This is a genomic window from Asanoa siamensis, assembly GCF_016862555.1.
Lineage (GTDB): Bacteria > Actinomycetota > Actinomycetes > Mycobacteriales > Micromonosporaceae > Asanoa > Asanoa siamensis.
In genome coordinates this window covers 1-24345 of sequence record NZ_BONE01000070.1, presented here as the reverse complement: position 1 = coordinate 24345, position 24345 = coordinate 1, and the positions used below count along the sequence as shown (strand labels likewise).

At 73.3% G+C, this 24345-nt stretch carries 23 protein-coding genes and 1 pseudogene; 14 read left to right on the top strand and 10 right to left on the bottom strand.

What is annotated here, in order from left to right; genetic code table 11:
• Positions 1 to 102: 102 nt before the first annotated feature.
• Both imuA' and Asi02nite_RS31625 read right to left on the bottom strand, forming a co-directional pair.
• Positions 103 to 870, bottom strand: a pseudogene (imuA', locus tag Asi02nite_RS31630) (DnaE2-dependent mutagenesis accessory factor ImuA'); the annotation flags it as partial.
• 64 nt (positions 871 to 934) lie between these two features.
• Positions 935 to 1384, bottom strand: a complete 450-nt coding sequence (locus tag Asi02nite_RS31625; RefSeq protein WP_203717669.1) for an SAV_6107 family HEPN domain-containing protein — start codon at positions 1382 to 1384, stop codon at positions 935 to 937.
• Positions 1385 to 1767: 383 nt separating this feature from the next.
• On the opposite strand from Asi02nite_RS31625, the gene Asi02nite_RS31620 reads away from it, so the two are divergent.
• The 6 genes from Asi02nite_RS31620 to Asi02nite_RS31595 all read left to right on the top strand — a co-directional run bounded on the left by Asi02nite_RS31620 (position 1768) and on the right by Asi02nite_RS31595 (position 6947).
• The gene (locus Asi02nite_RS31620; RefSeq protein WP_203717668.1) at positions 1768 to 2259 is read left to right on the top strand and encodes a YbaK/EbsC family protein; all 492 of its coding nucleotides are present in this window, start codon (positions 1768 to 1770) and stop codon (positions 2257 to 2259) included.
• 61 nt (positions 2260 to 2320) lie between these two features.
• Complete coding sequence (locus Asi02nite_RS31615) at positions 2321 to 3046, top strand: monooxygenase (RefSeq protein WP_203717667.1); 726 nt, start codon at positions 2321 to 2323, stop codon at positions 3044 to 3046.
• A complete protein-coding gene (locus Asi02nite_RS31610) occupies positions 3043 to 3597 on the top strand; it encodes a GNAT family N-acetyltransferase (protein ID WP_203717666.1) in 555 nt (184 codons plus the stop codon). Before Asi02nite_RS31615 ends, Asi02nite_RS31610 begins: the two co-directional genes overlap by 4 nt.
• Positions 3594 to 4355 (top strand): carotenoid biosynthesis protein, encoded by a 762-nt coding sequence (locus tag Asi02nite_RS31605; protein WP_203717665.1) that lies wholly within the window; start codon positions 3594 to 3596, stop codon positions 4353 to 4355. The genes Asi02nite_RS31610 and Asi02nite_RS31605 overlap by 4 nt, the downstream gene beginning before the upstream one ends.
• The gene (locus Asi02nite_RS31600; protein ID WP_203717664.1) at positions 4352 to 5506 is read left to right on the top strand and encodes a glycosyltransferase family 2 protein; all 1155 of its coding nucleotides are present in this window, start codon (positions 4352 to 4354) and stop codon (positions 5504 to 5506) included. The genes Asi02nite_RS31605 and Asi02nite_RS31600 overlap by 4 nt, the downstream gene beginning before the upstream one ends.
• Complete coding sequence (locus Asi02nite_RS31595) at positions 5499 to 6947, top strand: phytoene desaturase family protein (RefSeq protein WP_203717663.1); 1449 nt, start codon at positions 5499 to 5501, stop codon at positions 6945 to 6947. The genes Asi02nite_RS31600 and Asi02nite_RS31595 overlap by 8 nt, the downstream gene beginning before the upstream one ends.
• Positions 6948 to 6960: 13 nt before the next feature.
• On the opposite strand, the gene Asi02nite_RS31590 is transcribed toward Asi02nite_RS31595, so the two are convergent.
• The 3 genes from Asi02nite_RS31590 to metF form a co-directional block, all read right to left on the bottom strand.
• Complete coding sequence (locus Asi02nite_RS31590; RefSeq protein ID WP_203717662.1) at positions 6961 to 9003, bottom strand: restriction endonuclease; 2043 nt, start codon at positions 9001 to 9003, stop codon at positions 6961 to 6963.
• A gap of 177 nt (positions 9004 to 9180) precedes the next feature.
• Positions 9181 to 9858, bottom strand: a complete 678-nt coding sequence (locus Asi02nite_RS31585) for a CDP-alcohol phosphatidyltransferase family protein (RefSeq protein WP_203717661.1) — start codon at positions 9856 to 9858, stop codon at positions 9181 to 9183.
• A 120-nt stretch (positions 9859 to 9978) separates the two neighbouring features.
• Positions 9979 to 10896, bottom strand: a complete 918-nt coding sequence (gene metF / locus Asi02nite_RS31580; protein WP_203717660.1) for a methylenetetrahydrofolate reductase [NAD(P)H] — start codon at positions 10894 to 10896, stop codon at positions 9979 to 9981.
• 238 nt (positions 10897 to 11134) lie between these two features.
• On the opposite strand from metF, the gene Asi02nite_RS31575 reads away from it, so the two are divergent.
• The 3 genes from Asi02nite_RS31575 to mptB all read left to right on the top strand — a co-directional run bounded on the left by Asi02nite_RS31575 (position 11135) and on the right by mptB (position 16531).
• Positions 11135 to 12526, top strand: a complete 1392-nt coding sequence (locus Asi02nite_RS31575; protein ID WP_203717659.1) for a helix-turn-helix domain-containing protein — start codon at positions 11135 to 11137, stop codon at positions 12524 to 12526.
• Between the two features lie 345 nt (positions 12527 to 12871).
• Positions 12872 to 13855, top strand: a complete 984-nt coding sequence (locus Asi02nite_RS31570) for a polyprenyl synthetase family protein (protein ID WP_203717679.1) — start codon at positions 12872 to 12874, stop codon at positions 13853 to 13855.
• Positions 13856 to 14308: 453 nt separating this feature from the next.
• Entirely contained in the window at positions 14309 to 16531 is a 2223-nt protein-coding gene (gene mptB / locus Asi02nite_RS31565) for a polyprenol phosphomannose-dependent alpha 1,6 mannosyltransferase MptB (protein WP_203717658.1), read from the top strand.
• Here the strand turns inward: mptB and Asi02nite_RS31560 are convergent.
• From Asi02nite_RS31560 to Asi02nite_RS31550, 3 genes are read right to left on the bottom strand one after another with little or no spacing between them, the layout of a single operon-like run.
• Positions 16465 to 16824, bottom strand: a complete 360-nt coding sequence (locus Asi02nite_RS31560) for a lycopene cyclase domain-containing protein (RefSeq protein ID WP_203717657.1) — start codon at positions 16822 to 16824, stop codon at positions 16465 to 16467. The genes mptB and Asi02nite_RS31560 overlap by 67 nt on opposite strands.
• Positions 16821 to 17147 carry a lycopene cyclase domain-containing protein gene (locus Asi02nite_RS31555; protein WP_203717656.1) on the bottom strand — a complete coding sequence of 109 codons (327 nt, stop codon included), beginning with the start codon at positions 17145 to 17147 and terminating at the stop codon, positions 16821 to 16823. The genes Asi02nite_RS31560 and Asi02nite_RS31555 overlap by 4 nt, the downstream gene beginning before the upstream one ends.
• A gap of 2 nt (positions 17148 to 17149) precedes the next feature.
• Positions 17150 to 17515, bottom strand: a complete 366-nt coding sequence (locus tag Asi02nite_RS31550; RefSeq protein WP_203717655.1) for an Rv2175c family DNA-binding protein — start codon at positions 17513 to 17515, stop codon at positions 17150 to 17152.
• A gap of 70 nt (positions 17516 to 17585) precedes the next feature.
• Between Asi02nite_RS31550 and Asi02nite_RS31545 the strand changes: the two genes are divergently transcribed.
• From Asi02nite_RS31545 to Asi02nite_RS31535, 3 genes are all read left to right on the top strand, one after another.
• Complete coding sequence (locus Asi02nite_RS31545; RefSeq protein ID WP_203717654.1) at positions 17586 to 18278, top strand: hypothetical protein; 693 nt, start codon at positions 17586 to 17588, stop codon at positions 18276 to 18278.
• A gap of 73 nt (positions 18279 to 18351) precedes the next feature.
• Complete coding sequence (gene pknB / locus Asi02nite_RS31540) at positions 18352 to 20328, top strand: Stk1 family PASTA domain-containing Ser/Thr kinase (RefSeq protein ID WP_203717653.1); 1977 nt, start codon at positions 18352 to 18354, stop codon at positions 20326 to 20328.
• Complete coding sequence (locus tag Asi02nite_RS31535; RefSeq protein WP_203717652.1) at positions 20319 to 21173, top strand: deoxyribonuclease IV; 855 nt, start codon at positions 20319 to 20321, stop codon at positions 21171 to 21173. Before pknB ends, Asi02nite_RS31535 begins: the two co-directional genes overlap by 10 nt.
• An 11-nt stretch (positions 21174 to 21184) precedes the next feature.
• Here the strand turns inward: Asi02nite_RS31535 and Asi02nite_RS31530 are convergent, their stop codons facing one another.
• Positions 21185 to 22405, bottom strand: coding sequence for an MFS transporter (locus Asi02nite_RS31530; protein ID WP_203717651.1), 1221 nt, complete (start codon positions 22403 to 22405; stop codon positions 21185 to 21187).
• A gap of 59 nt (positions 22406 to 22464) precedes the next feature.
• Between Asi02nite_RS31530 and Asi02nite_RS31525 the strand changes: the two genes are divergently transcribed.
• Positions 22465 to 23442 (top strand): ArsR/SmtB family transcription factor, encoded by a 978-nt coding sequence (locus tag Asi02nite_RS31525; protein ID WP_203717650.1) that lies wholly within the window; start codon positions 22465 to 22467, stop codon positions 23440 to 23442.
• Here Asi02nite_RS31525 and Asi02nite_RS31520 read toward each other — a convergent pair whose 3' ends face one another.
• A complete protein-coding gene (locus tag Asi02nite_RS31520) occupies positions 23443 to 23808 on the bottom strand; it encodes a hypothetical protein (protein ID WP_203717649.1) in 366 nt (121 codons plus the stop codon).
• A 62-nt stretch (positions 23809 to 23870) separates the two neighbouring features.
• Between Asi02nite_RS31520 and Asi02nite_RS31515 the strand changes: the two genes are divergently transcribed.
• Positions 23871 to 24341, top strand: a complete 471-nt coding sequence (locus Asi02nite_RS31515; RefSeq protein WP_203717648.1) for a MarR family winged helix-turn-helix transcriptional regulator — start codon at positions 23871 to 23873, stop codon at positions 24339 to 24341.
• The last annotated feature ends 4 nt before the right edge of the window (positions 24342 to 24345 follow it).

Genomic DNA, 24345 nt, shown 5'->3' with positions numbered 1-24345 from the left:
GGCCGGCGTGTCCGGGCCGCCGTCCCCGGCGCCGCCGGGGACCGCGACCCCCGCGGCCCGGTCACCCGCACCCGACGACGGACCCGGCGAGGCCGCCGGGCGGGCGCGCGTCGCCGCGGTGCCCGGAGGGGGCGCGGGCGTGGCCGGGTCGCGGACCGCGTGCAGCGACGGTAGGGCGATGGGCTCGAGGGGTGCGATGGCGACCGTGCCGGTCAGTGGGCGGAAGCCCGGCATCCAGACGGTGATCTCGCGGGGTTGGGTGGCCGCGCCGCGGCCGCGGGCGACGATCGTGACCTCGCGGCGGCGGAGGCGGCCGCGGCCCGTGGCGGACAGGCCCTCCCAGCGGCCGCGGGTGACCCGCAGGGTGAGGTCGGCGCCGTCCCAGTGCCCGTAGGGCACCAGGACGCTGCCGCGTTGCCGGGCGCGGGCCGCGAGGCGGGCCGTGACCGAGCCGGAGACCGCGCCCGGGCCCGGCACCGCGAGCACCACCACGTCGACGCCGTCGATCAGGGCGGCGACCACCGTGGCCCACTCGGGGCCCGGGTTGGGCACCAGGGCCAGCCGGTCGAGGGCGACGCCGCCGTCGGCGGCCGCGACCGCGCCGAACGCCGGGACGCCCACCACCGCGCACCAGGAACCGGCCCGGGACGCCTCGGCGATCAGCGCGTAGACCAGCGACGTGCCGCCGCTGGGCGACCGCGAGCCGGCGCCGACCGCCACGGTGCTGCCGCGCCGGAGGCCCCGGCCGGGCAGCAGCCCGCGCAGCTCGGCCGGCACCGGCAGGGTGCGGTGCGCGTCGTCGGGTGCGGCGCTGGCCGGCCTGACCAGACCTGACAAGGCCGCTGATCCCAGCGTCATCTGCCCCGCCATGCGCTCACCCCCGTCGTGCTGGTTGTGCTGGTTGTGCTGTTGGTGCCGTGTCGTTATGTGCTGGTCAGGCGGCCAGGCCGTCGAGTGCGGGCTGGTGCGAGATGCCCAGCGCGACCTCGACCACGCCCACGAACTGCTCGGCGGCGCGGAGCAGGTCGTCGGCCTCGCGGGCGGTGACCACCCGCGGGATGCCCGCCTCGGCGGCGGCGCGCTTGGTCGCGCCGGCGGCGAAGAAGGTGGCCCACTCGTCGAGCTCGGGCGCGACCATCACGAGCAGCGTCCAGACGCTGGTGATGCGGTTGCGCCGGGTCGGCGACGGGCGGGCGCGGGCCGCGAGCATCGCCGCGGCCGCGCGTAGGGCGGATAGGTGGGCCGCGGCGTAGCGCAGGCCGTCGGGGCGGGTCTGCGCCGCCTCCGCCAACCCGTGCCGGGCGATCGCGAGCAGCTGGGCCGGCGTGCGGTGCGGCAGCACGTGTGCCGGCACGGTCGGCGCCTGGGCCGGGCTGGTCGTCATGGTTCTCCTCCGCGTGTGCAGCAGTCGGTGAGGACGTGCCCCGCCGCGGAGGAAGGCGCAGCGGTCGAGCTAGTTGCCGGTCGGGCGTGACGCTTCCCCACACCACACCCGACCGGCAGGTCGGCTGGTCCGTCGCCCACCGCCCGGGGGTCGAGGGCGGCGGACGACGGTCCTGCCTGATGTGCGGCCCGCGAAGCCGCACTGCCCGGAAGCCGCGCCGCGAATCGCGCCTCCCGGAGCGTCAGAACGAGTGTGCGAGCCAATCGAACACGCGTTCTAACTAAGAAGAAGAGTACACCTTGGGTCCGACAAAAACGCAACGTGGCGCGCGCTGATGTCGACTGATGTCCCCGAGCGTCGTACCAGCATGAGATCGTGTCCCGATGCAGGAGCACCCCAACGTCGCCGCTGTTCAGGCGCTACTTGACGCCGCCGGTGCCCGGGACGCGGCCGGCCGCCCCAGCCAGGTCCGCATCCTGACCGACGCCGCACCCACCGCCGCCGCGGCCGCGGCACAGCTCGGCGTCGAGGTCGGCCAGATCGCCAACTCCCTCGTCTTCGACGCCGACGGCGCCCCGCTGCTCGTGCTGACCAGCGGCGCTTACCGGGTCGACACCGACCGGGTGGCCAAGGAGCACGGCATCGAACGCGTACGACGCGCCAAGCCCGAGTTCGTCAGGGAGCACACCGGCCAGGTCATCGGCGGCGTCGCGCCGGTCCACCCCGGCCGCCCCGCCATGCGTACCCTGGTCGACACCGCCCTTTTCCAGTTCCCCGAGGTCTGGGCCGCCGGCGGCATCGCGCACGCCGTCTTCCCCGTCACCCCGGCCGAGCTCGAACGCCTCACCTCCGGCACCGTCACCGACGTCGCCTGACCAAGACGGGACGACGAGACGACGAGGAGGGACGACGACAACGAGGACGACAATGAGCGGGATGGACCCCGTCGTCACCCTGCACGTCTGGCGGATGCCCCGGCGCGCCCTGCCCGAGGTGCTCGTCCGGATGGCGACCGACCGCGCCCGCCTCCGCCGCCACCCCGGCGTCCGCTTCGCCAAGCTGCTCGGCACGGGCACCGGCACCGGCTTCGGCCCGGGCGACGTCGACCCGACCCGCTGGGCGGCCCTCCTTGTCCACGATCCGACACCCACGGAGCCGAGAGCCAAGGAGCCGAGAGCCACGGAGCCGAAGGTCATCACGGCCTGGACGAGAAGAAGCGAGGCCCACGCCCGGATCGACCTCACCCCACTCACCAGCCGCGGCACCTGGAGCGGCCACCAACCGTTCGAACCCAGCGATACGCGTACGAACGGCATGGTCCTGGCCCTGACCCGAGCCCGTCTCAAGCCGACCCGCGCGGCCACCTTCTGGCGCGCGATCCCCCCGGTCGCCGCGACCCTGACCGACGCGCCCGGCCTGCTGGCCCGGTTCGGCGTCGGCGAGGCGCCGATCGGTTGGCAGGGCACGGTGACCGTGTGGCGAAGCACGGCGGATCTGGTCGCCTTCGCGTACCGTCAGCCGGAGCATCGTGCCGCTATCGTGCGCACGGAGCAGGTCGGCTGGTACGCCGAGGAGCTTTTCGCCCGGTTCGCGGTGTCCGGCATCATGGGTGACCGCGGTGTGCTCGGCTGGGCACAGACGACAAGGAGCGATCCGGCATGAGGCTGGTGCCGTGGAAGCCCGACGACCTGGCGCGTCGGCTCGACGACGTGGTGGCCGTCTACGGCGAGGCGATGGGCTACCGGCCGGAGCTGATGGAGGCCCGGCGCGGGATCATCGCCACCCACGTCCGCCGGTCCGGCTTCCGCGCGGTCGCGACGCTCACCACCGACGGCCACCTCGCGGGTTTCGGCTACGGCTACGTCTCCGGCTCGGGGCAGTGGTGGCACGACCAGGTCCGCGCCGCGCTCTCCGAGGAGCAGCGCAAGCGCTGGCTGACGGACTGCTTCGAGGTCGTCGAGCTGCACGTGCGCCCGGCGGCGCAGGGCCATGGCGTGGGCGCCCGGCAACTGCGTACGCTGCTCGCCATGGCGCCCGGCGTGACCACCCTGCTGTCCACACCGGAGGCCGACGAGAAACGGTCCCGGGCCTGGCGCCTCTACCGCAGCTTCGGGTTCGTCGACGTGCTGCGCGACTTCCGCTTCCCGGGCGACGAGCGCGCCTTCGCCGTGCTCGGCCACGACCTGCCGCTGCGCGCGCCGTCCGGGGAATGACCAACAGGCTTGTCTGGTACGGGCTGGGTCTGCTGATCCTCGCCCAGATCTGCTATCCCCTGACCGGCGGCGGCGCGCGGGCGGCGGTCACCGTCACCACGGTCGTCCTCGGCTTCCTGCTCTCGGTCGGGCACGCGGCACTCACCCGGGGCGTGCGTACCGCCGGCGCCCTCGTGCTCGTCACCACCGGCGGCGGCCTGCTCGTCGAGGGGCTGGGCGTCGCGACGGGCTGGCCGTTCGGCGACTACACGTACTCGGGCGCGCTCGGTCCCAAGATCGCCGGCGTGCCGTGGGTGATCCCGCTCGCCTGGACCTGGATGGCCTGGCCCGCCTGGCTCGCCGCGGTGCGGCTGGTGCACCGGCGGGCGGCCCGCATCGTGGTCGCCGGCGTGGGTCTGGCCGCCTGGGACGTCTTCCTCGATCCGCAGATGGTCGCCGAGGGTTACTGGACGTGGTCGGACCCGTCGCCGAGCCTGCCCGGGGTGTCGTCGGTTCCGCTCGGCAACTACGCGGGCTGGCTGGTCGTGGCGCTGCTGATGATGGCGCTGCTCAGCACCCGGCGGGGGACGTCGAAAGGGCCCGACGCGCCCATGTACGCGCTGTATCTGTGGACCTATTTCTCCAGCATCCTGGCGCACGCGGCGTTCCTCGGGCTGCCCGCGTCGGCGGCCTGGGGTGCCCTGGCGATGGGCCTGGTCGCGCTGCCGCTGGCCGCGTCGCTGGTGCACGTCAAGACCATGCCGTGGGTACGGGCATGAGCGCGCTGAGCGGGCTCGCCTGGCTGCCGGCGGCGCTGGCCGGCGCGCTGGCGCTGCACGCCGTGGTCAACGCGCGGCTGCTGCGCCGCCCGTCGGCGACCGACTTCCCGGGTCCGGTCGCGGTGCTGCTCCCGGTGCGCGACGAGGCCGACCGGGTCACGCCGTGCCTGCGGTCGCTGCTGGACCAGCGCGGCGTACCCGATCTGTCGATCCTGGTCCTCGACGACGGCTCCACCGACGGGACCGCGTCGGTCGTGCGTGCGGTGGCCGGTGAGGACAGCCGGGTCCGGCTCCTGACCGGCGCCCCGCTGCCGCCGGGCTGGCTCGGCAAGCCGCACGCCTGCCAGCAACTCGCCGACGCCGCCGACCCGGCCGCCACCGTCCTGGTGTTCGTCGACGCCGACGTGGTGCTGGCCCCGACGGCGGTCGCGGGCGCGGCGGCCCTGCTGCGCTCGGCCGGGGTCGGCCTGCTCAGCCCGTACCCCCGGATCGTGGCCGGCTCGTGGGGTGAGCGGATCGTGCAGCCGTTGCTGCAGTGGTCGTGGCTGACGTTCCTGCCGTTGCGGGCGGTCGAGCGGTCGGCGCGGCCGTCGCTGGCCGCGGCCGGTGGGCAGTTCCTGGTGGCTGACCGTGACGCCTATCGGGCCGCCGGCGGGCATGCGGCGGTGCGGTCGTCGGTCCTGGAGGACATCGCGCTGGCCCGCGCGGTGAAGCGCGCGGGTGGCCGCATCGCGCTGGCGGACGGGTCGGGCGTCGCGACGTGCCGGATGTACGAGTCGTGGTCGTCGCTGGTCGCCGGCTACTCCAAGTCGTTGTGGGCGTCGTTCGGCGCACCGTCGGGCGCGGCGGCCGTGGTCGGGTTGCTGCTCCTGGTGTACGTCCTGCCGGTGCTGCTGGTCCTCGCGGGGCTGCTGGCCGGGTCGGTCTCGGTGCTGGTCGCCGGTGGCGTCGGGTACGCGTGCGGCGTGCTGGGCCGGGTGGCCGGCGCGGCGGCGACGGGCGGGCGGTGGTGGCCGGACGCACTGGCGCAGCCGGTGTCGGTGCTGGCGTTCGCCTGGCTGGTCCGGCGGTCCTACCGGCTGCGCCGCGGCGGCGCGCTGACCTGGCGTGGCCGGCCGGTGGTGCCGTCGGGTGGTGGTGCCCGTGGCTGAGGTTGTGGTGATCGGCGCCGGGGTGGGCGGGCTGGCCTGCGCGGCGCGGCTGGCGGCCCAGGGCCACCGGGTCACGGTGTTCGAGCGGTCCGCGGTGGTGGGCGGCAAGCTCGGCCGGCGGGAGGTGGTCCGGCCCGAGGGCACCTACCGGTTCGACACCGGGCCGAGCCTGCTGACGCTGCCGCAGGTGTTCGACGAGTTGTTCGCCGACATCGGCGGGGAGCCGCCGGCTCTCGTACCGCTGTCGCCCGTGGTCCGGCACGTGTTCCCGGACGGCACGGTGCTCGACTCGTGCGCGGACCCGGCCGAGTTCGCCGACCGGATCGGCGCGGCGCTGGGACCCGCGGCGGCGGCCGACTGGCGGCGGTTGTGGCGGCGGGCGGGCCGGGTGTGGGACGCGTCGTGGCGCGACATCCTGCGCCGGCCGGTCGACTCGCCGGCGGCGCTGGCCAACCTGGCGTGGCGGTTCGGCGACCTGGCCGCGGTGGCGCCGGGCCAGACGCTGCGGGGCCTGGGCCGGCGGCGGCTGCGCGATCCGCGGCTGCGGATGCTGCTGGACCGGTACGCGACGTACACGGGCGCCGACCCCCGCCACGCACCGGCGGCACTGGCGGCTGTGCCGTACGCGGAGCTGTCGTTCGGGGGCTGGTACCTGCCGGGTGGGCTGGGGACGCTGGCCGACGCGCTGCTCGCGCGGTGTGCGGCGCTGGGCGTGACGGTCCGGACGGGCGCTTCCGTGGACGCCGTCGAGACGGCGGGTGGGCGGGTGACCGGCGTACGGGTCGGCTCGTCGGTGGTCCGGGCCGACGTGGTGGTGTCCAACGTGGACGCGGTGACGCTGTACCGGGACCTGCTGCCGACGCCGGGCCGGCTGGGCCGGCTCGCCGACCGGAGCCTCGCGGGTTTCGTGCTGTTGCTGGGCGTCGCCGGGCGTACACCTGGGCTGGCGCACCACACGGTGTTCTTCCCGCCGGACTACGACGCGGAGTTCGACGCGGTGTTCGCGGGCCGGCCGGCCGCGGACCCGGCGGTGTTCGTGACGGTCGCCGACGACCCGCTGATCCGGCCGGCCGGGCACGAGGCCTGGTTCGTGCTGGTCAACGCGCCCCGGCACGGCGTCGGGGTGGGTGCGGTCGACTGGGACAGGCGCGGTCTGGCATCCGCGTACGCGGACCGGATCCTGGCGGTGCTCGCGTCACGCGGCGTCGACGTCCGTGATCGGGTGCTGTTCCGGGAGGTGCTGACGCCGGCGTCGCTGGAGCGTTCGGCGGGGGCACCCGGTGGTGCGATCTACGGCACCGCGGGCGGCCTGCTGCGCCCACCGAACCGCGGCCCGGTGCGCGGTCTGTACCTGGTCGGCGGCTCGACCCACCCTGGTGGCGGCCTGCCGATGGTGGCGCTCTCGGCCCGGATCGTGGCGGGCGAGATCGGCCGGGCCTGACCTACCACAGCGCTCACGACCGCAAATCTGTCACGCGTCCCAGTGCCGTCAGCTTCGCCGACGTCACGGCTGGTGATTCCAACGGGATGAACTTGCCGCCCACCATTTCAATCGAGCGCATCATCGGCGATCTCAAAAACTCCAATGCGTCTTTGATTTCGTCCGGATCCGGATATAGATCCTCACGTAGCAGGTAGCGCAACGCTGTGCTGTCGAGAGCACCCCCGCTGTGCGCAACCTCCCGCTCGTTGTTCGCCTCGATCCAAAGCGTCCGCATTACGCCGAGCAGCACCGTCTGGCGACGTAGCGACGACTCCCACAGGGCATGCGGCTCTGTCGTCTCCACATCGAAAAGCTTGCTGAGCGCGCTGGACGCCAGCGGGGTGCGTGCGTTCAGCCGCAGATACTCCGTAAGGGCAGCAATGTCGATCAAGCGTACTCGCCGTTTTCTGGCCCGCGCTTGAAAACGGCCCTCTGGAAATGACGGACCTACCACAGCGATGCCGTCGGCTTCGTGGCGCAATCGATGCTCCTCCAGCGAATCGAAGTCGACTGCGCTTTCGAGAACTTGGCCAGACTTTCCGGTCTTGGCGTCGACAACGAAGCGTCTGATCATGCCCGGTGCCATCCACGCGGACACCAGAACGTCGGTATCGCCAGACGGACCCAGATGCGTCGCTTGGAAGCCAAGCGTCGCCATTGCCTCACACACAGCTTGCTCAAATCGCGTGTATGCAGCAGTGTCCGTCGCTGCATCTGTGAGCTCCGCCACCAAGATTTCGAGTGGGTCGTCAGATGGTTCAGCCGCAGCAACTGCGATGACTTCTTCACGGGGTGTGGTATCGATCTGTTCGACGGGAATCGAATCCAAGAATCCGCGGCCTAGGGCTGTCGTCACGTAACTGGTATACGTAACCTTCGCCATCAGGCCTGCCGCGGTGAGCAGACGTAAGCGGGTGCTGATCTCTGCTCGGCTGGGCGCGCGACGGCCGAACGATGTGTTCGCCATGGACACGAAGGCAGATCCTTCGACTGGCGTGGCGGCTAAGTGCAGCAGCTCTCCTACCAGCACGACATGAGCGTGCAGAATTCTGACTAGATCCTGTGGCTCAGAAGACTCCAACCATTCGTGGGCCCACGGAGTTACTTCGAAGGTTTCGAAACCTACTTGTCGTATAAGCCCAGCGGCCTTGAGCGCGGTGAGCGTTGACGCGGCGGACGAAGCAGCGAGCCCGAAGTCTTGCCTGTACAGATCGATGAAGCGCTGTCGCGCAATCGGAGGGCTGCACAGCGTAGCAAGCTGGTGGAGACTAGCGAAGATCGATTCGGTGTCTGACCTTGATGGCACAAACCCGATGTTGCGTTTACGGCTCGCGAGACGCTTGGCGTCGAGCCGCCCGATCAACTCGCCAACGAGGGCGCTGGGCTTCGACGGCGCTGCTTTCGCCGCCGGATCCGGAATGGCCGCCGAAATAGATGCAGGTTCAGCGAGCTCGAGGGCATCGAGGAGCGCGTACCCCTCGGGAGTGACGGCGACCTCGGTGAAGCTCCATCTCGCGACGAACTGTGCAGCACGGAGCCAGCCAGTACGACGCCGCACCTGGTCGAGAGAACTCCATTCGAGGCCATATTTGTTGGCAGCTACTTCCAACAAATTCTCCTGCGTTCGCGCTCCCGCAGCGATCGCGGCAAGCGCCTCGCCGACGAATCGGATCCTGCTGTGGAGCAAACTGATCAGATAGCCGTCGTTGCGAGTACGGAGCCACACATCAGCGGCATCCGTAAGTTGAAGGACACCCGCTTCCGTCTTTCGCACCAAGCCCAGTGGGCCAAGGCGGTGAAGCAGCACGTCGCCTTTGCCCTGTGCAGGCTGGCCCCGCCACATCGTCGAGTTCGCCCGATGCGCACGTGCCGACACCGCCTGCAACGTAAGCGCGAGATCCGGCAGCCACTGTTCGACAGGGCCAGGAAGCGTCGGGATCGCAAGCAGTCGCTGGTGCCAGGGCCGAACAGGAACGATGTCACCGGCATCCCCGCTCGCATTGGAAGACGTCACGATCCACCTTGTCGTCGAAGCCATCGGAGCAGTAATCGACATGCTGTGTCCGGCAGTCTAGGAGTTGCTGAACACAATGCGCTAGATCGAAAAATCACTCGTACGAGTGCTTCTCGCGTCCGAATCTCCGCGTTCAAGCTATGTGAAGTCAGACTGGCCGAAGGCGTGCAAAGCCCGTCAGCGCAGGTGGCGGCGTACCGCGCGGGTGAGTTGGGTCAGGCCGAAGGCCGCCAGGAGGATCCAGAGCGCGAGGAAGACCGTGAGCGTGCCCGGGACCAGGTCGCGGTCGAGGCCGCCGGCGGCTGCGGCCGCCAGGAAGGCGACCGTGGTGACGCTGACGCGGCTCGGGCGTTCGCCGACCGTGACCGTGCCGATCTCGGTCATGCCGGCCGCGGCGGCGCGGGCGCGGATGTACTCGTGCAGCCAGGAGAGCGCGCCCGCCGTGAAGACCAGGGGTGCCGGGGCGCCGGCTACCCAGAAGGCGGTCAGCCAGCAGAGTTCGCCGAGGCGGTCGGCGACCGAGTCGTAGACGTAACCCAGCCTGGTCGTGCGGTCGGTCGAGACCGCGACCGCGCCGTCGACGCTGTCGGCCACCGCGGCCAGGAGGACCAGGATCGCGGCCGTGAGCAGGCCGCCGGGCGCGCGGGTGGCGGCGATCGGGGTGGCCGCGCAGAGGGCGAGGCCGCCGGTGGTGACCGCCGTCGGGCTGATCCGCAGGCGGCCGAGTCGCGAGCCGATCTCGTAGGACAGCCGGATCCAGCCGCGGACAGCGATGCCGGCCTGGCGCGGGTCGAAGCCCCCGTGGAGCGCCGCCCAGCGTGCCGCGTAGTCGTGCCAACCCAGCCTTGTGCCCACGTTCAGCTCAACCGTCGATCGGCGGTCTAGGTTTTGTCCCGATTTGTCGACCCAGGCCGGCCCTGCGACCACGTGCGGCCGCCGCGGCTCGGAGGTCGTCCACGTCGGGACAGGAGCCGGTCACACCGCGGCGTCGACCCGTAGGTGTTGCCAGACTTCGCGCGTCGCCGTGGACCGGTTGAGCGTGATGAAGTGGATGCCGGGCACGCCCTCGTCGAGCAGCCGGCGGCACATCTGGCTCGCCTGCTCGATGCCGAGCCGGCGCACCGCCTCGGGATCGTCGGCCACCCGCGCGAACTGCTCGGCCAGCGCCGGCGGGAACGGCGCGCCCGATAGCTGCTCGGAGCGGGCGATCGTGCTCATCCTGGTCACCGGCATGACGCCGGGCAGGATCGGGGTGTCGCAGCCGGCGGCGGCCACCCGGTCGCGGAGCCGTAGGTAGTCGTCGCCGTCGAAGAACATCTGCGTGATCGCGAAGTCGGCGCCGGAGCGGCACTTGCGGATGAAGTGCTCGGTGTCGCTGGCGACGTCGGCCGACCGCGGGTGCTTGTAGGGGAAGGCGGCCACGCCGACGCAGAAGTCACCGGACTCGCGGATGATCCGGACGAGATCTTCGGCGTAGTCGACGCCCTCGGGGTGGCGCACCCACTCCCCGTTGGGGTTGCCGGGCGGGTCGCCGCGCACGGCGAGGATGTTGCGGATGCCGGCGCCGGCCAGCCGGCCGATCACGTTGCGTAGCTCGGCCACCGAGTGGTTGACGGCCGTCAAATGCGCCATCGGCAGCAGTGTGGTCTCGGTCGCCACCCGCTCGGTCACCGCGACCGTGGTGTCCCGGGTGGTGCCGCCCGCGCCGTAGGTGATCGAGACGAACGACGGCCGCAGCGGCTCGAGCTCGCGGATCGCGCGCCACAGCTGCACCTCGCCTTCGGGCGTTTTGGGCGGGAAGAACTCGAACGAGAAGGTCGGACCCGCATCGCGGATCAGGTCACCGATCGACGGCTGTGATCCGGGAAGGATCGAAGGGAGTCCGAGTGCCACGGGTCGAGCGTACCGGCTGGGCGGCGGGCCGGGACGCCCCACCGAACGCCTGTGGACAACGCGGGTTTGCCCTGGTGGCGGCGTCGGCGGCGGGTTGGGGACGGGAAAACGTCGCACCCGTGGGGTACATGTGTTCTACGCGCCGCGGGCCGCCCCCACGGTCAGCAGGGCGACGCGTGGGATGCCGTTCGCGGCGTCCGGGGGCCACAGGCAGCACCGCTTGTCACGGGGAGGGTCCATGATGTCCGCGTCGCCACCGCACCCGTTCGACGCGGCCGGTCCGCGTCCCACGTTCGGTCCCTATCTGACACAGCTACGGCTGCGCCGGGGGTGGAGCCAGCTCCGGCTGGCCGAGCACCTCTGCGCCGCGTCGGGCAGCCCGACCGTGACCCGGCACGAGGTCAGCCGCTGGGAGCGCGAGGAGCGGCTCCCGGCCGAGTTCTGGCTCGGTTGGCTCGCCGCGGTGCTCGACGTGCCGGTCGACGGCCTGGCTGTGGCGGCCGAGCGGAGTCGGGTCCGGCAGCGGCTGATCGCGCCCGGGCGGCCCGGCCCCAACCGACCGGAGAGCCGCGACCGGGTCGGTCTCGACCTGCTGGGGCTCGCCCACACCTGGCTGACCGCCGACGAGCCGCCGCTGATCGGGCCGCCGCGGCCGGCCTCGGGGCCTGTCGCCAGGGCGGGGCCGGCCACCGTGGCCGAGGTGACCGCGCGGCTCGCCGCCGCCCGCCGCCTCGACGACGTGCTCGGCGGCGCCGAGCTCGCGATGGCGGTGCACGGGCTGGCGGCGACGGCCGACCAGGCCACCCTGCCACCGGCCGGCGTGCCGCTGACCCGCAAGGCGGCCCGGACCCGGGCCGAGGTGTTCCAGCTCCGCGGCTGGACGCTGGCCGACGCCGGCGACCCGGTCGGCGCGCTGTCCGCCTATCGCGCCGCGTTGGCCTCGGCCGCCGCCGCGGGCGACCGGCCGCTCGCCGGCCACGTCCTCGGCTCGGCCAGCCACCTGCTCGTCGGTTCCGGTGACCCGGCGCCGGCGCTGCTCCTGGCCCGCACCGCCTACGCGGGTGCGCGGCGCGCCCTGTCGGCCTCCGGCCGGGCGTTGCTGCTGCACCGGATCGCGTTCGCGGCGGCCTCGGCCGGGCTGCGCGGTGCTGCCGAGGCCGCGCTCGGCGCCGCCCAACGCGCGACCGAGCGGCGGGCCGCCGAGCACGACCCGCCCTGGCTCTACTGGCTCGACGAGGGCGAGCTCGACGCGTTGGCCGGCCGGTGCCTGGTCCAGCTCGGCCGGCCGGCCCGGGCGCTACCGCTGCTGTCCCGGGCCGCCGCCCGCTCGGGCCAGCCCCGCACCGCCGCGCTCGACCAGGCCTGGCTGGCCCGGGCCCGGCTCGACGCCGGCGAGCCCGAGGGGGCCGTGCTCGCGGCCGGCGCGGCGGTGCTCGACACGATCCGGTCCGGCTCGACGCGGGTGCTCGACCTGCTGACCGCGTTCGGTGATCGACTGGCGCCGCACGCGCGGTTGCCGGCGGCGCGGGACTACGCCGACCTGATGGTGGCGGCCCGGCCCTATCTGCCGCGGCCGCTGGGCGGCGAGCCGGCCTGGGGTTCCCGGTCCCGGGCGGCCGGCGATGGCTAGCCGGCCGGCCGCGTGGCGCGGGGGCGGTGCCGCGCGGCTCGGGGCGGCCGGGGCGATCGGTGCGCGCCGCGGCGGAGGTCGCGGGCCGCCGGCGAGGGCACGGTCCCGCGGCCGTACACGGTGGGTCGCCACGCGGTAGTTACCGCTCCAGTTGTCGTCGCGCCGGTTTGACCCTAGTTTCGTGGCGTGACCGCGCCGCACAGCCCCTCCGACGACGCCGGCCCCGGCGCTGCCGACCACGCCCGCCCGACGGCGGCTACGAGCCTGCCCGCCACGGACCGCATCGGCCTTCGGCATCGCGTCGACAAGTCGCTGGCGTGGTTCCTGGCCGACCGGCGCGCCTGGATGGCGGGGGTCGACAGCGCGCTGGCGCCGGTCGCCGACGCGATCGAGGGATTCGTCCTGCGCGGGGGCAAGCGGCTGCGGCCGGCATTCGGTTACTGGGGCTTCCGCGGCGCCGGGGGCCACGACTCCGACCAGGTGGTGACCGCACTGGCGGCGCTCGAGCTGGTCCAGGCCAGCGCGTTGATCCACGACGACCTGATCGACCGCTCCGACACCCGCCGGGGCGAGCCGGCGGTGCACCGCCGGTTCGCGGTCAGCCACCGGGCACAGGGCTGGGCCGGCGACGCCGACGGTTTCGGCGAGTCGGCGGCCGTGCTGCTGGGCGACCTGTGCCTGGTCTGGTCCGACGAGCTGCTGCACGCGGGCGGCCTCGACCCGGCGGCGATCTCCCGCGCCCGCCCGGTCTTCGACGAGATGCGTACGGAGGTGACCATCGGCCAGTACCTCGACGTCCTCACCCAGGCCACCGGCGACACCTCGGTCGAGCGCGCCGGCAAGGTCGCCCGCCTGAAGTCGGCGAAGTACACGGTCGAACGCCCGCTCCTGCTCGGCGCCGCCCTGGCGGACGCACCGGCGCCGGTCGCCGCGGCCTACTCGGGCTACGGCCTGCCGCTGGGCGAGGCCTTCCAGCTACGCGACGACCTGCTGGGCGTCTTCGGCGACCCCGCCCTGACGGGCAAGCCGGCGGGCGACGACCTCCGCGAGGGCAAACGCACCTACCTGGTCGCGGCGGCGTTCGAGTCGGCGACGGAGTCGGGCCGCGGCGACCTGCTCCGGCTGCTCGGGTCGCCGGAGCTCGACGCCGCGGGAATCGAGCGCCTGCGCGAGGTGATCGTGGGCAGCGGCGCGGCCGAACGCACCGAGCGCAGGATCACCGTGCTCCTGGAGTCGGCACTCTCCGCGATCGAGGCGGCCCCGATCGAGGGCGAGGCACGAACGGCCTTGATCGACCTGGCCCACGCCGCCACCACCCGCACCGACTGACGACCGCAACGTCCGCCGCCGACGCAGGCGGGAACGTTGGCGCCGCCCAGGCCCGACCTTCGTCCTGGCGAACGGTGAGCTTCGCGGCGTTGCGGCCGCACAGTGTTGTCAGGCCGCAGGGCGGCCGGCCCACCGTGAGTACGCGACGGCTGCTCTCCCGCGCCTGGATCTGCTGGTAGCCGAGGCGTGGGCATGTGCGGGCCAGCACTGGGGTTGATCCTCGAGGTTGTAAAACGCGTGGGCCGAGCAACAAGGTTGGTCATCGCCCGCAACGGTGACCGACCGCCATCCGAAGCCGCGCTGGCGGGCCGCCTGCGGCCCGCGTGATCAGCGACCTCCTCCGCCTCATCCGGCGCGGCGCCGGAGTGACCTGCGACGCTGCTGGTCCCCCGGCCTCACGGCGGGCAGTGGCGGCGGGTGGGCGTTCCGGGTCGGCGTGGGATCATCGATGGCGTGCGTGGCCTGGACAGCCCGTGGGGTCTGCGCGTCACCGGGCTTGTCGGGGTCGCCGTTGTCGCCGCGGGGGCGTATGGAGCGGGGGCCCTGCCGGGGCGCGACCCCGGTCTGGGCCTGCGCGGGCCTGGCACGCCCGGGGTCGGCTTCTGGCTCGGGCTGACCGGATGGGTGGTCGGGCTCGCGATCCTGTCCGGCGCGTGGTGGCGGATCGGGCGCCGGCTCGACGGGGTCAGCAGCCGGTGGGTGCTGGGTACCGGGGCCTTGTGGGCCACGCCACTGCTGCTCGCGCCGGCGTTGGCCAGTCGGGATGTCTACTCCTATGCCTGCCAGGGCGAGATCTGGCGGTCCGCGCTCGATCCCTACGCGGTCGGGGCCGTCGACGGTGGCTGTCCGTGGGTCGATGCCGTGCCCGACCTGTGGCAGCACACCCCGGCGCCGTACGGGCCCGTCGGCGTCGTGCTGTCCGGGCTCGCCGCGGCCGTCGCGCGGGGTGCGGGCGATCATCAACTGCTCGTCGCCGTCACCCTTCTCCGGGTTGTCGCGCTGATCGGTGGCGTGTTGATCGCCGGGTACGCCGGGCGGCTCGCCAGTGCCATCGGCGTCTCGCCGGTCGCGGCTCGGTGGCTCGGGTTGCTATCGCCGCTCGTCGCTGTCCACCTCGTGTCCGGTGCGCACAACGACGCGCTCACCGCCGGCCTCATCGTCGCGGCGCTGGCCGTCGCGGTGCCGGCAACCGCCGCCCGCCGCGACCCCGCCGGAACAGCGGCAGCGGGCACGACGGCCCGTGGTCCGGCAGTGCCCGCCGGAACAGCGGCGGAGGCCGTTCAGGCCCAGACCCCGGCAGGGCCGGCCGCGCACGACCAGAGCCCGGCAACGCCCGCCGGACCCACGACAACCGCCCTCCACACCCAAACCCCGGCAGGACCGGCCGCCCACACCCAGAGCCCGGCGGGACCCTCGACCCACACCCAGAGCCCGGCGGGACCGGCGGCCCACGCCCAGAGCCCGGCGGGACCGGCGACCCACGCCAACAGCCCGGCACCGGGCGGGCCAGCGGGGACACCGGCCCAAGCCCCAAGCCCGGGAGGACTTGCCGCACCAGACGAAACGACGTGGACGGGCTCACGCGGACCCGCCACCACCGTTCCAGCAGCGCATGCTTCCACGGTCTCGACCGGCTCAGACAGCAATCACGCGGTCATCACCCAGAGCACGGCCAGGACCAGCGCGAACATCCCGTCCCAGGTAAACGGGGAGCAGTCCCCACGCTCGGTCGGGGGCCACGCCTGGGGCGCTGCGGTCGCGGCCGGGACACTGCTGGGGCTCGCCGTCGGGGTCAAGGTCACCGCGATCATCGTCCTGCCGTTCGTCGTCCTGCTCGTCGCCGGCCGGCGGATCAGTCGTGGCGCACCCGCAGCGGGCGGCATCGCGCGAGCCGCCGGCGTCGTGACCGCGTCCGGCGTGCTTGTGTTCGCGGCCGCCACCCTCGCCGCCGGGCTCGATCTCGGGTGGGTCCGCGCCCTTTCCGACACCGGCAGCCTCGTCCAGTGGACCTCGCTGCCCACCGGCGTCGGCATGGCGGCCGGCTACCTGCTCCGGGCGGTGGGCCAGCCCGAAGGCGTCGACACCGCCGTCAGCGTCGCCCGCGCGGTCGGCATCGCCGCCCTCGCCCTCATCGCCCTCGGCCTGTGCTGGCGAGCCCTGCGGGCCACACTGCGGCTCCGCGAGGCGGACGGTGTCGAGGATGCGAGCGCGGCCGACCCGGAACAGCACCACCAAGGCGCCGTTCCGCTCGCAGAGGCGACCAACCTCCACCACGACCACAGGCTGACGGACGCCACGCACCAGCACACGCCAGGGCCCGGCGCCGACCGAGAACACGGGTCCGGGGAGGGGCGGCGGCAGGTGGTGGCTGCTGCCGGATGGAGCTTGGCTGCTGCCGCCGTCCTGCTGCCCGTCTTCTACCCCTGGTACGCCCTCGTCCCCCTCGCCGTCCTCGCCTGCGCCACCAAACCCGGCCGCACCAGAAACGCTCTCGCCGTCGCCGCCGTCGGGGTCACCGCCCTGACCCTCCCCAACGGCCTGGGCATCCCGGTCCTCACCAAGCTCCCCGGCGCCCTGGCCGACGTCGCGATCGTCGCCGCCGCGGCGACCTACTTCCTGCGGCGCAGGCGGCGCAACAGCCAGGACGAACCCGTCCCCGCGACCGGAGACCGCTGAACCCCGACCCGCCCCCAGAACACCCACAGCGACAGCGTCAGCAACACCAGCGCGAAACCGAAGAACAGATCCTCCACCGGCGCGTAGACGATCCGCAGGCCGACGATCGCGTCCGGGTCGTACAAGACGATCTTGCGGCCCGTCAGGATGCCGTTCGAGAGGAGCTGGAAGAACACGATGATCGGGTACGTGGCCCAGAACACCGGGCGCAGGAGCAGACGGGTACGCAGGACGAAGAGGTCGACCACCACCGCACCGACCACGCCCACCATTGCCGCCGTCGTGTAGGTCACTCCTCGTCACCCGCCGGTAGGCGCAGGACCGCCCGGACCGCCTCGAAGCCGAGGATCGCGCACAGCGGCACGACGAGGAAGAACAGCAACTCGTCCAGCGGCAAGCCACCGGCAAGGACCACGCCCGTCGTCTGGCGTGGGTCGAACGTCCAGTGGCCGGCGGCGATCGCGGCGATGTCCCAGACAGCGAACACCACCGCCACCGGCACCAGGGTCAGCAGCAGCCGGCGCCAGCGCCGCAGGACGTGGACCCGCAGGGCCGGTTCGAGCCAGAGTGCACCCGCCAGGCAGCCCAGCAGGACCGCCAGGTAGAGGAAGCGCAAATCTAGAAGCCCAACGCCTGGGCGCGGCGTTTCACCTCGGTGGCCTTGTCACCACCGAGCGCCGACGCCGGGTATCCGGGCAGCGTGTCGTCCTCGGCGTACAGCCACCGCAGGCACTCTTCGTCGTTGTACCCAGCGTCGTGCAGCAACGTGATGACGCCCGGCAGGTGCTTGAGCACGGTGCGGTTGGCCACCAGCTCGGCCGGCACCCGCAGGACGCCGTCGCGACGGACCGCGAGCAGCGAGCCGTCACGGACCATCTGGTGCACCTTGCTGATCGACACGTCGAGGCGCTCCGCCACGTCGGGCAAGGGCAGCCACTGAGCGGGAACGGTTTCGGTCACCCGCTCACATTGCCACGCCGACATGGCGTGACACCACCGAACCACCCGGTACGGGGTACCGCCGTACCGCACGATCATTTCGGAAGGATCTCCCGTGACCACCTGGCGGGGTGTGCGCAAGGAATTCGTCGGTGCGTGGCGGTCGCTGCAGTACGACCTGTCGCGGGCGCGCAGGAAGCGGCCGGACGGCGACGAGACCACCGAGCTGATCTTCCCCGGGCACGCCGGACAGCCGGGACGGCGGGTCGCGGCGGGCGGGTTCGTGCTGGTCAGCGTCGCGGGCGCCATCGGCACCTACTTCGCCGTGGTGAACGGGCTGGGCGCGCTGCTGGCGCCGGAGGCGGAGCAGGCCGACGAGACACCCGCGAGCGTCGTGGCCGGGGCCGCGGGCACCGGCCAGCGCCCGCCGGAGGCGCGGTTGGACCGGACGGTCCGGATCGCCCGGCAGGGTGGGCCACTCACCGTCGCCGGCAGGCAGGCCGCGGCGGGTCGCGCCGGATCATCGGATACGCGCGACGGCGCACCCACCGGCGTCGGACCCGCCCCGGACCTCGTCCGCGACCCGGGCGGCCCGCGGCCCGAGCAGTCGGAAGACCCCGCGCCGGAGCCGACCGAACCGCCCGTACCGTCGGAAAGCCCCTCGCCGTCCCCGCACCCGACGCCGACCGACGAGCCCAGCCCGTCACCGAGCGCGACCGCCGAGCCCACCGACGAGGTCGACGACGACGGCGAGAGCCGCCACCACCCGCGCCGTCAGCACCGCCACGACCGGGACGAAAACCCCTGAATGCGGGGTTAGCGGTGAAGTTGCCGGCACGGCTGTGTCGCACTCCGGGTACGGGCACATAGACTCCCTGCCGATGGACATCCAGGTCGCTGACTCGCTCTTGGGCACACTGGTCGACGGGCGCTACCGCATCCGTGGGCGGGTGGCCCGCGGCGGCATGGCTACCGTCTACACCGCGACCGACGAGCGCCTCGAGCGCACGGTCGCCCTGAAGATCATTCATCCGGCGCAGGCGCGCGATCCGCAGTTCCTCGAGCGGTTCACCGACGAGGCCAAGACGATCGCCCGGCTCACCCACCCGAACGTGGTCGCCGTCTACGACCAGGGCCACCACGCCGGGCTGCCCTACCTGGTCATGGAGTACGTGCGCGGCAACACGCTGCGGGACGTGCTCGCCCAGCGCCGCCGGCTCAACCCGGGCGAGTCGCTGGCGATCCTCGAGCAGATGCTCGCCGCGATCTCCGCCGCCCACCGCGCCGGCCTGGTGCACCGCGACGTCAAGCCCGAGAACGTGCTGGTCGCCGAGGCGCCCAGCGGCGGCGCCGGCAACCTGGTCGACAGCGTGGTCAAGGTCGCCGACTTCGGTCTCGCCCGCGCGGTCGAGGCCAGCGCCACCGACGCCGACGGCGGCCAGCTCATGGCGACCGTCGCCTACGTCGCACCCGAGCTCGTCACCGACGGCCGCGCCGACCCGCGCAGCGACGTCTACTCGGCCGGCATCGTGCTGTTCGAGATGCTCACAGGCCGCGTCCCCTACGACGGGGCGCAGCCGGTCGAGGTCGCCTGGCAGCACGTCGACCGCGACGTGCCGGCGCCGTCGAGCCTGGTGCCGGGCATCCCGCCGGTGGTCGACGAGCTGGTCGCCCGGGCCACCCGGCGCGACCCGCAGGCCCGCCCGACCGACGCCGGCGCGTTCCTCTCCGAGGTGCAGGCCACCCGCGACGACCTCGGCTCCGCCAACGCCAACACCGCGCTGCTGCGGCAGGTCTCCGCGCGTACCGTCACGATCCCGCGCGTCCCCGCCGAGCCCGAGCGGCCGACCTGGGCCCGCCTGCCCGGCCAGGCGGAGCCGGCGCCCGCCGGCCGGCGCCGCGCTCCGGAGCCGGCGTACGACGACTACGACGACGACCGCGGTGGAGGCTCCCGGATCGGCGACCGCTACCGCATGGTGATGTCGCACCCCCGGGGCCGGATGGCGGTGGCCGCCGCGATCGTGGTCATCGGCCTGGTCGCCGCGATCAGCGGCTGGTGGTGGGGCATGGGCCGCTACACGGTCGCCCCGCAGCTCGCGGCGATGGACAAGGCCGCCGCCGAGGCGCAGGCGACCCGGGGCGGTTTCGCCATCGCGTACGGGCCGGGCCAGTTCGACGAGAAGGCCGCGAAGGACGTCGTGCTGCGGCAGGACCCGCCGGCCGCCGGCCGGATCCTCAAGGGCGGCACGATCACGCTGGTCCTCTCGCTCGGCGCCGAGCGCTACACGGTGCCCGACGTGGTCGGCATGACACTCGACCTGGCGACCTCCGAGCTGGAGCAGACCAAGCTGCAGATCACCAAGGGCGCCGACCGGTACGACGACAACCTGCCCAAGGGCGTCGTGGTGGCGGTCGACCCGGCCGTCGGCACCGAGACCAAGCCCGGCGACAAGGTGACGGTCTTCGTCAGCAAGGGCAAGGCACCGCTGACGGTCCCTCGCGTCGTGGGCAAGAGCATCAACGACGCCCGCGCCGAGCTGATCAACCTCGGCCTGGAGCCGCTGATCGCCTACAAGCAGTCCGACCGGCCGCGCGACGAAGTGATCAAGCAGACCCCGAACGACGGCGCCGGTGTGGAGAAGGGCGCCAAGATCGAGCTGGAGGTCAGCGAGGGCCCGCCGCAGGTCACCGTGCCGCGCCTGATCGGCCTGCCCTGCCCGCAGGCGGTGCAGCAGCTCCAGGGCATGAACCTCGTGCCGAACCCGCAGGTCAACCCGAACGGCACGGTGTTCGCGCAGCAGCCCAACGAGAACACGCCGGTCCCACCGGGAAGCCAGGTCGTGATCTATTGCTCGTGACCGACCGCCCGCTCGGCTCGCACACCCCGACCGCCGGCGGCATCGCGAAGACCGCGCTGCCGTACCTCGACGCGACGGGGTCGAGGGCCGCGCAGGTATACGTGTCGAACTCGCGCGGCTGGGCACTCCCGCCCGGTGACCCGGGTCAGGACGAGCTGTTCCGGGACGGCTGCGCGGAGCGCGCCGTGCCGGCCTACGTACACGCGTCGCTGCTGGTCAACCTGGGTTCACCGACCGCCGATACGGTGGAGCGCTCGACCGCGACGCTGGCGCACGCGCTGCGCCGGGGCGCCGCGATCGGCGCCCGCGCCGTGGTCTTCCACGCGGGCAGCTCGGTCGACCCGGCCCACTACGACGCGGCCCTCAAGCAGGTCCGCGAGGCGCTGCTGCCGTTGCTCGACGCCGACGGCCCGGAGCTGCTGGTCGAGCCGAGCGCGGGCGGGGGCCGGTCGCTGGCGTCCCGGGTCGAGCACCTGGCGGACTACTTCGAGGCCGTCGACTGGCACCCGCGCCTCGGCGTCTGCTTCGACACGTGCCACGCCTGGGCGGCGGGCCACGACCTGGCCACACCGGGCGGCATGACCGCGACGCTGGACCTGCTCACGGAGACGGTCGGTGCGGGCCGGCTGCGGCTCGTGCACGCGAACGACTCGAAGGACACCTGCGGCTCCCTGCGCGACCGGCACGAGACGATCGGCCAGGGCTCACTCGGCACGGCGGCGTTCGCCGAACTGCTCCGCCACCCGTCCACGGCCGGCCTGCCGGTGCTCGTGGAAACCCCGTCCGGCAAGTCCGGCGAGGGCCACGCGGCCGACATCGCCACCCTGCGCGGCCTGCTGCCGTAACACAGCCCCGGTCAGCCTCCCGTCCCCGCCGGGTCGAGGGCCGGCCGGTCGTCCGCGAGCGTGCGGACCGCGCGCACCGTCAACGGCGCCAGGGCGGCCACCGCGAAGACGACCCCGCAGACCAGGGCCACCCGCGGGCCGCCCCAGGCCGCGGCCGCCGGCCCCACGAGAAGCTGACCCAGCGGGATCGCCGCGAAGGACAGCAGGTCGTCGATCGAGGCCACCCGGCTCAGGTGCTCGCCACCCACGTGCCGTTGCACCGCGCTCTCCCAGGTGATCCCCGAGGCCGCGAACCCCACCCCGCCGACGAAGGCGCAGGCCGCCAGCCAGAACGGGTCGAAGCCAAGACCCAACGCCAGCAGCGAGCACGCGCCCAGGGTGCCGGCCAGCCGGCCGAAGCGCAGCGGGTGCCGCGGCGCCAGGCGGTACATCACGATGCTCATCGCCAGCAGGCCGGCCGCCCGTACGCTCAGGACCACGCCCCAGGTCGCCTCGCCCGAGCGCTGCTGGGTCAGCGACGGGCCGAGGATCTGCCACGGCCCGACGTTCACCAGGTTGATCACGGCATACGCGAGCGCGACCGGCCAGACCCACGGGATGCCCAGGAAGACCCGCCAGCCCGCGCGGATGTCGCCGAGCAGGCCGCCGCCGCCCGCGGAGATCGCCGGTGCCACCCGGGGCAGCCGGGACAGGAAGACCGCGGCGAGCACGAAGCTCACCGCGTCGACCGCGATGGCCCAACCGCCGCCGGCCGCGACCACCAGCAGCCCGGCGACGGTCGGGCCCACGATCCGCACGGCGCTGCTGGTCGCCGACAGCAGCGAGTTGGCCCGCCGCAGGTCGTCCGGGCCGACCAGCGACGGGACGATGCCGCGCAGGGCCGGCGAGGTGAACGCCTCCAGCGCCCCGGCCAGCAACGCCAGCCCGGCCACGAGCGGCAGCCGGTAGAGGCCGGCGATCAGCACGAGCGCGATGCCGCCCTGGGTGAGGCCCGCGCCCAGGTTGGCGACGACCAGCACCGTCCGGCGCGGCAGCCGGTCGGCCACCGCTCCCCCGACCAGCAGCAGGGCGAGGTGCGGCACGATCTGGCAGGCCAGCACGACGCCGAGGTCGACGGGCCGGCCGCTGGCGTCGAGCACGGCGAAGGCGAGCGCGACCGGCGTCATCGCGCCGCCGGCGAGCGACACCAGGCGGCCGAGATAGAACGCGCGGAACGGCGGGGCGAGCAGCACCCGGGGAGCATTCCGCCGGGCCCGGCCCGGCCGCTAACCTTGCGCCGAAAGGCGTAACGATGACTCTTCTGCGGCTCTCCCCCACGGCCCTGTCCCGCTGCCGGTTCGCGGTCTCACCGCTGGCCGAGACACTCGGCTCGCTCATCACGCTGCACCGGCCCGACCCCGAACCCTGGCTGCGCGACTGGCACGCCCGCCACCGGCCGTCGTACCAGGCCTGGCTCGCCGGTGACCCGTTCGCCGCCGGCCTGATGGCGCTCGTCTCGGCCACCAAGTGGCTGCCCGACCTGGTCGCGGTGCCGCCGACGGGCGGCACGGGGACACGGCTGCGGGACGAGTTGGCCGAGACCGCGCGCTTCACCGACGCGGAGGTTCGGGCGACCGTGGCCGACGCGGTCGGCGCGAGCTGGCAGCCCCAGGACACCGGTTGGTTGGACGCCGGCGCGCTCGGGCCGCGGACCGCCGCGGTGCTCCGGGCGGGCTGGCGCCGGTTCGTCGCCCCGGACTGGCCGCGCCGCCGCGCGCTGCTCGAACGCGACATCATGCACCGCGCCGGGCTGCTCGCCGCGTACGGCTGGAAGGAGGCGGTCCGCACGATGACCCGACGGACGGAGTGGGTCGGCGACGACGCGATCCGGTTCAGCGACCAGGACTACCCGGACCGCTGGATCAGCGACGAGGGCCTGGTCTTCGTCCCGAAGACCGCCGGTGACGGGTCGTGGACCTGCGAGCGGCCGCCCCGGTACGCGCTGGTCTACCCGGCCCGCGGCCCGGCCGCCGAGGTCACCGACCCGGCCGCCGACCCGCTCGCCACCCTGCTCGGCCCGGGCCGCGCCCGGGTGCTCCGCGAGCTCCGGCGGGCCGCGACCAGCACGCAGCTCGCGTACGCCCTGGACATCTCGCTGGGCACGGTCAGCACCCACCTGGCCGTGCTGCGCGACGCCGGCGCGATCACAGGCGCCCGGGCCGGCCGCGCGGTCGTCTACCGCCTCACCGACCGCGGCACCGACCTGCTGGCCACCCTCACCGGCGAGTGACTAGCCGACCAGATAGGACCTGGCCGAGTCGGGAATCCAGAGCAGAGCCAGCGCCACGGCCGTCACCACGAACCCGGCGGCGAGCAACGCCTTGACCGCCCACGCGTAGCTCCGGTCCTCGGCCCGCCACACGAACACGCGCCCGACGGACTGCGTGGCCAGCAGGACCGTCAGGACGACGAGCGCCCATCCGGTGCCGTCCAGGATCATGAGGCCCAGCCAGGCGTAGAGCACGGCGAAGGTCGAGTGGAAGAAGAACGGCACGTGCAGCCCGTACGGCGGGGTGGCGAGCGCGAAGACGTGCTCGACGACGAGCAGGGCGACGCAGGCCGCCGCCCAGACCACCGGTGCCGGAACGTCGGCCATGACATCTCCTCACATGAGACTATCCCAAATGAGATTATCTCTCATGCCATAGAATAGCGGCCATGCCCGACAGCGCCAGACCCCCGTGGCCCCCGGTCGACCTGCCCGACGGGCACGTCGCCACCGGGCTGCTGCTGCAGATGGCCCACCGGGCGGCCCACGACCGCCTCGCCGAGGCCCTGCGTCCGCTCGGCATGGACGTGCGGCACTTCGGCATCCTGCGGTTCCTGACCCGGGGCGGCCTGACGCAGCGGCAGCTCATCGACCTGGTGGGGGTCGACAAGTCGACGCTGGTACGGATCATCGACCAGCTCGAGGAGCAGCGGCTGGCCGTGCGCACACGCGACCCGCACGACCGCCGCGCCTTCCAGGTCACCATCACCGACCACGGCCGCCAGCGCCTCGCCGCCGCCGACACGGCAGCCGCGGAGGTGGGCGAACGGCTGTTCGGCTGGCTGGACCCGCCCGACCGCGGGCAGCTCCACCACACGCTGCGGCGGATCATCGCGCAGGCCCGGAACGACAGAACCTAGGCCC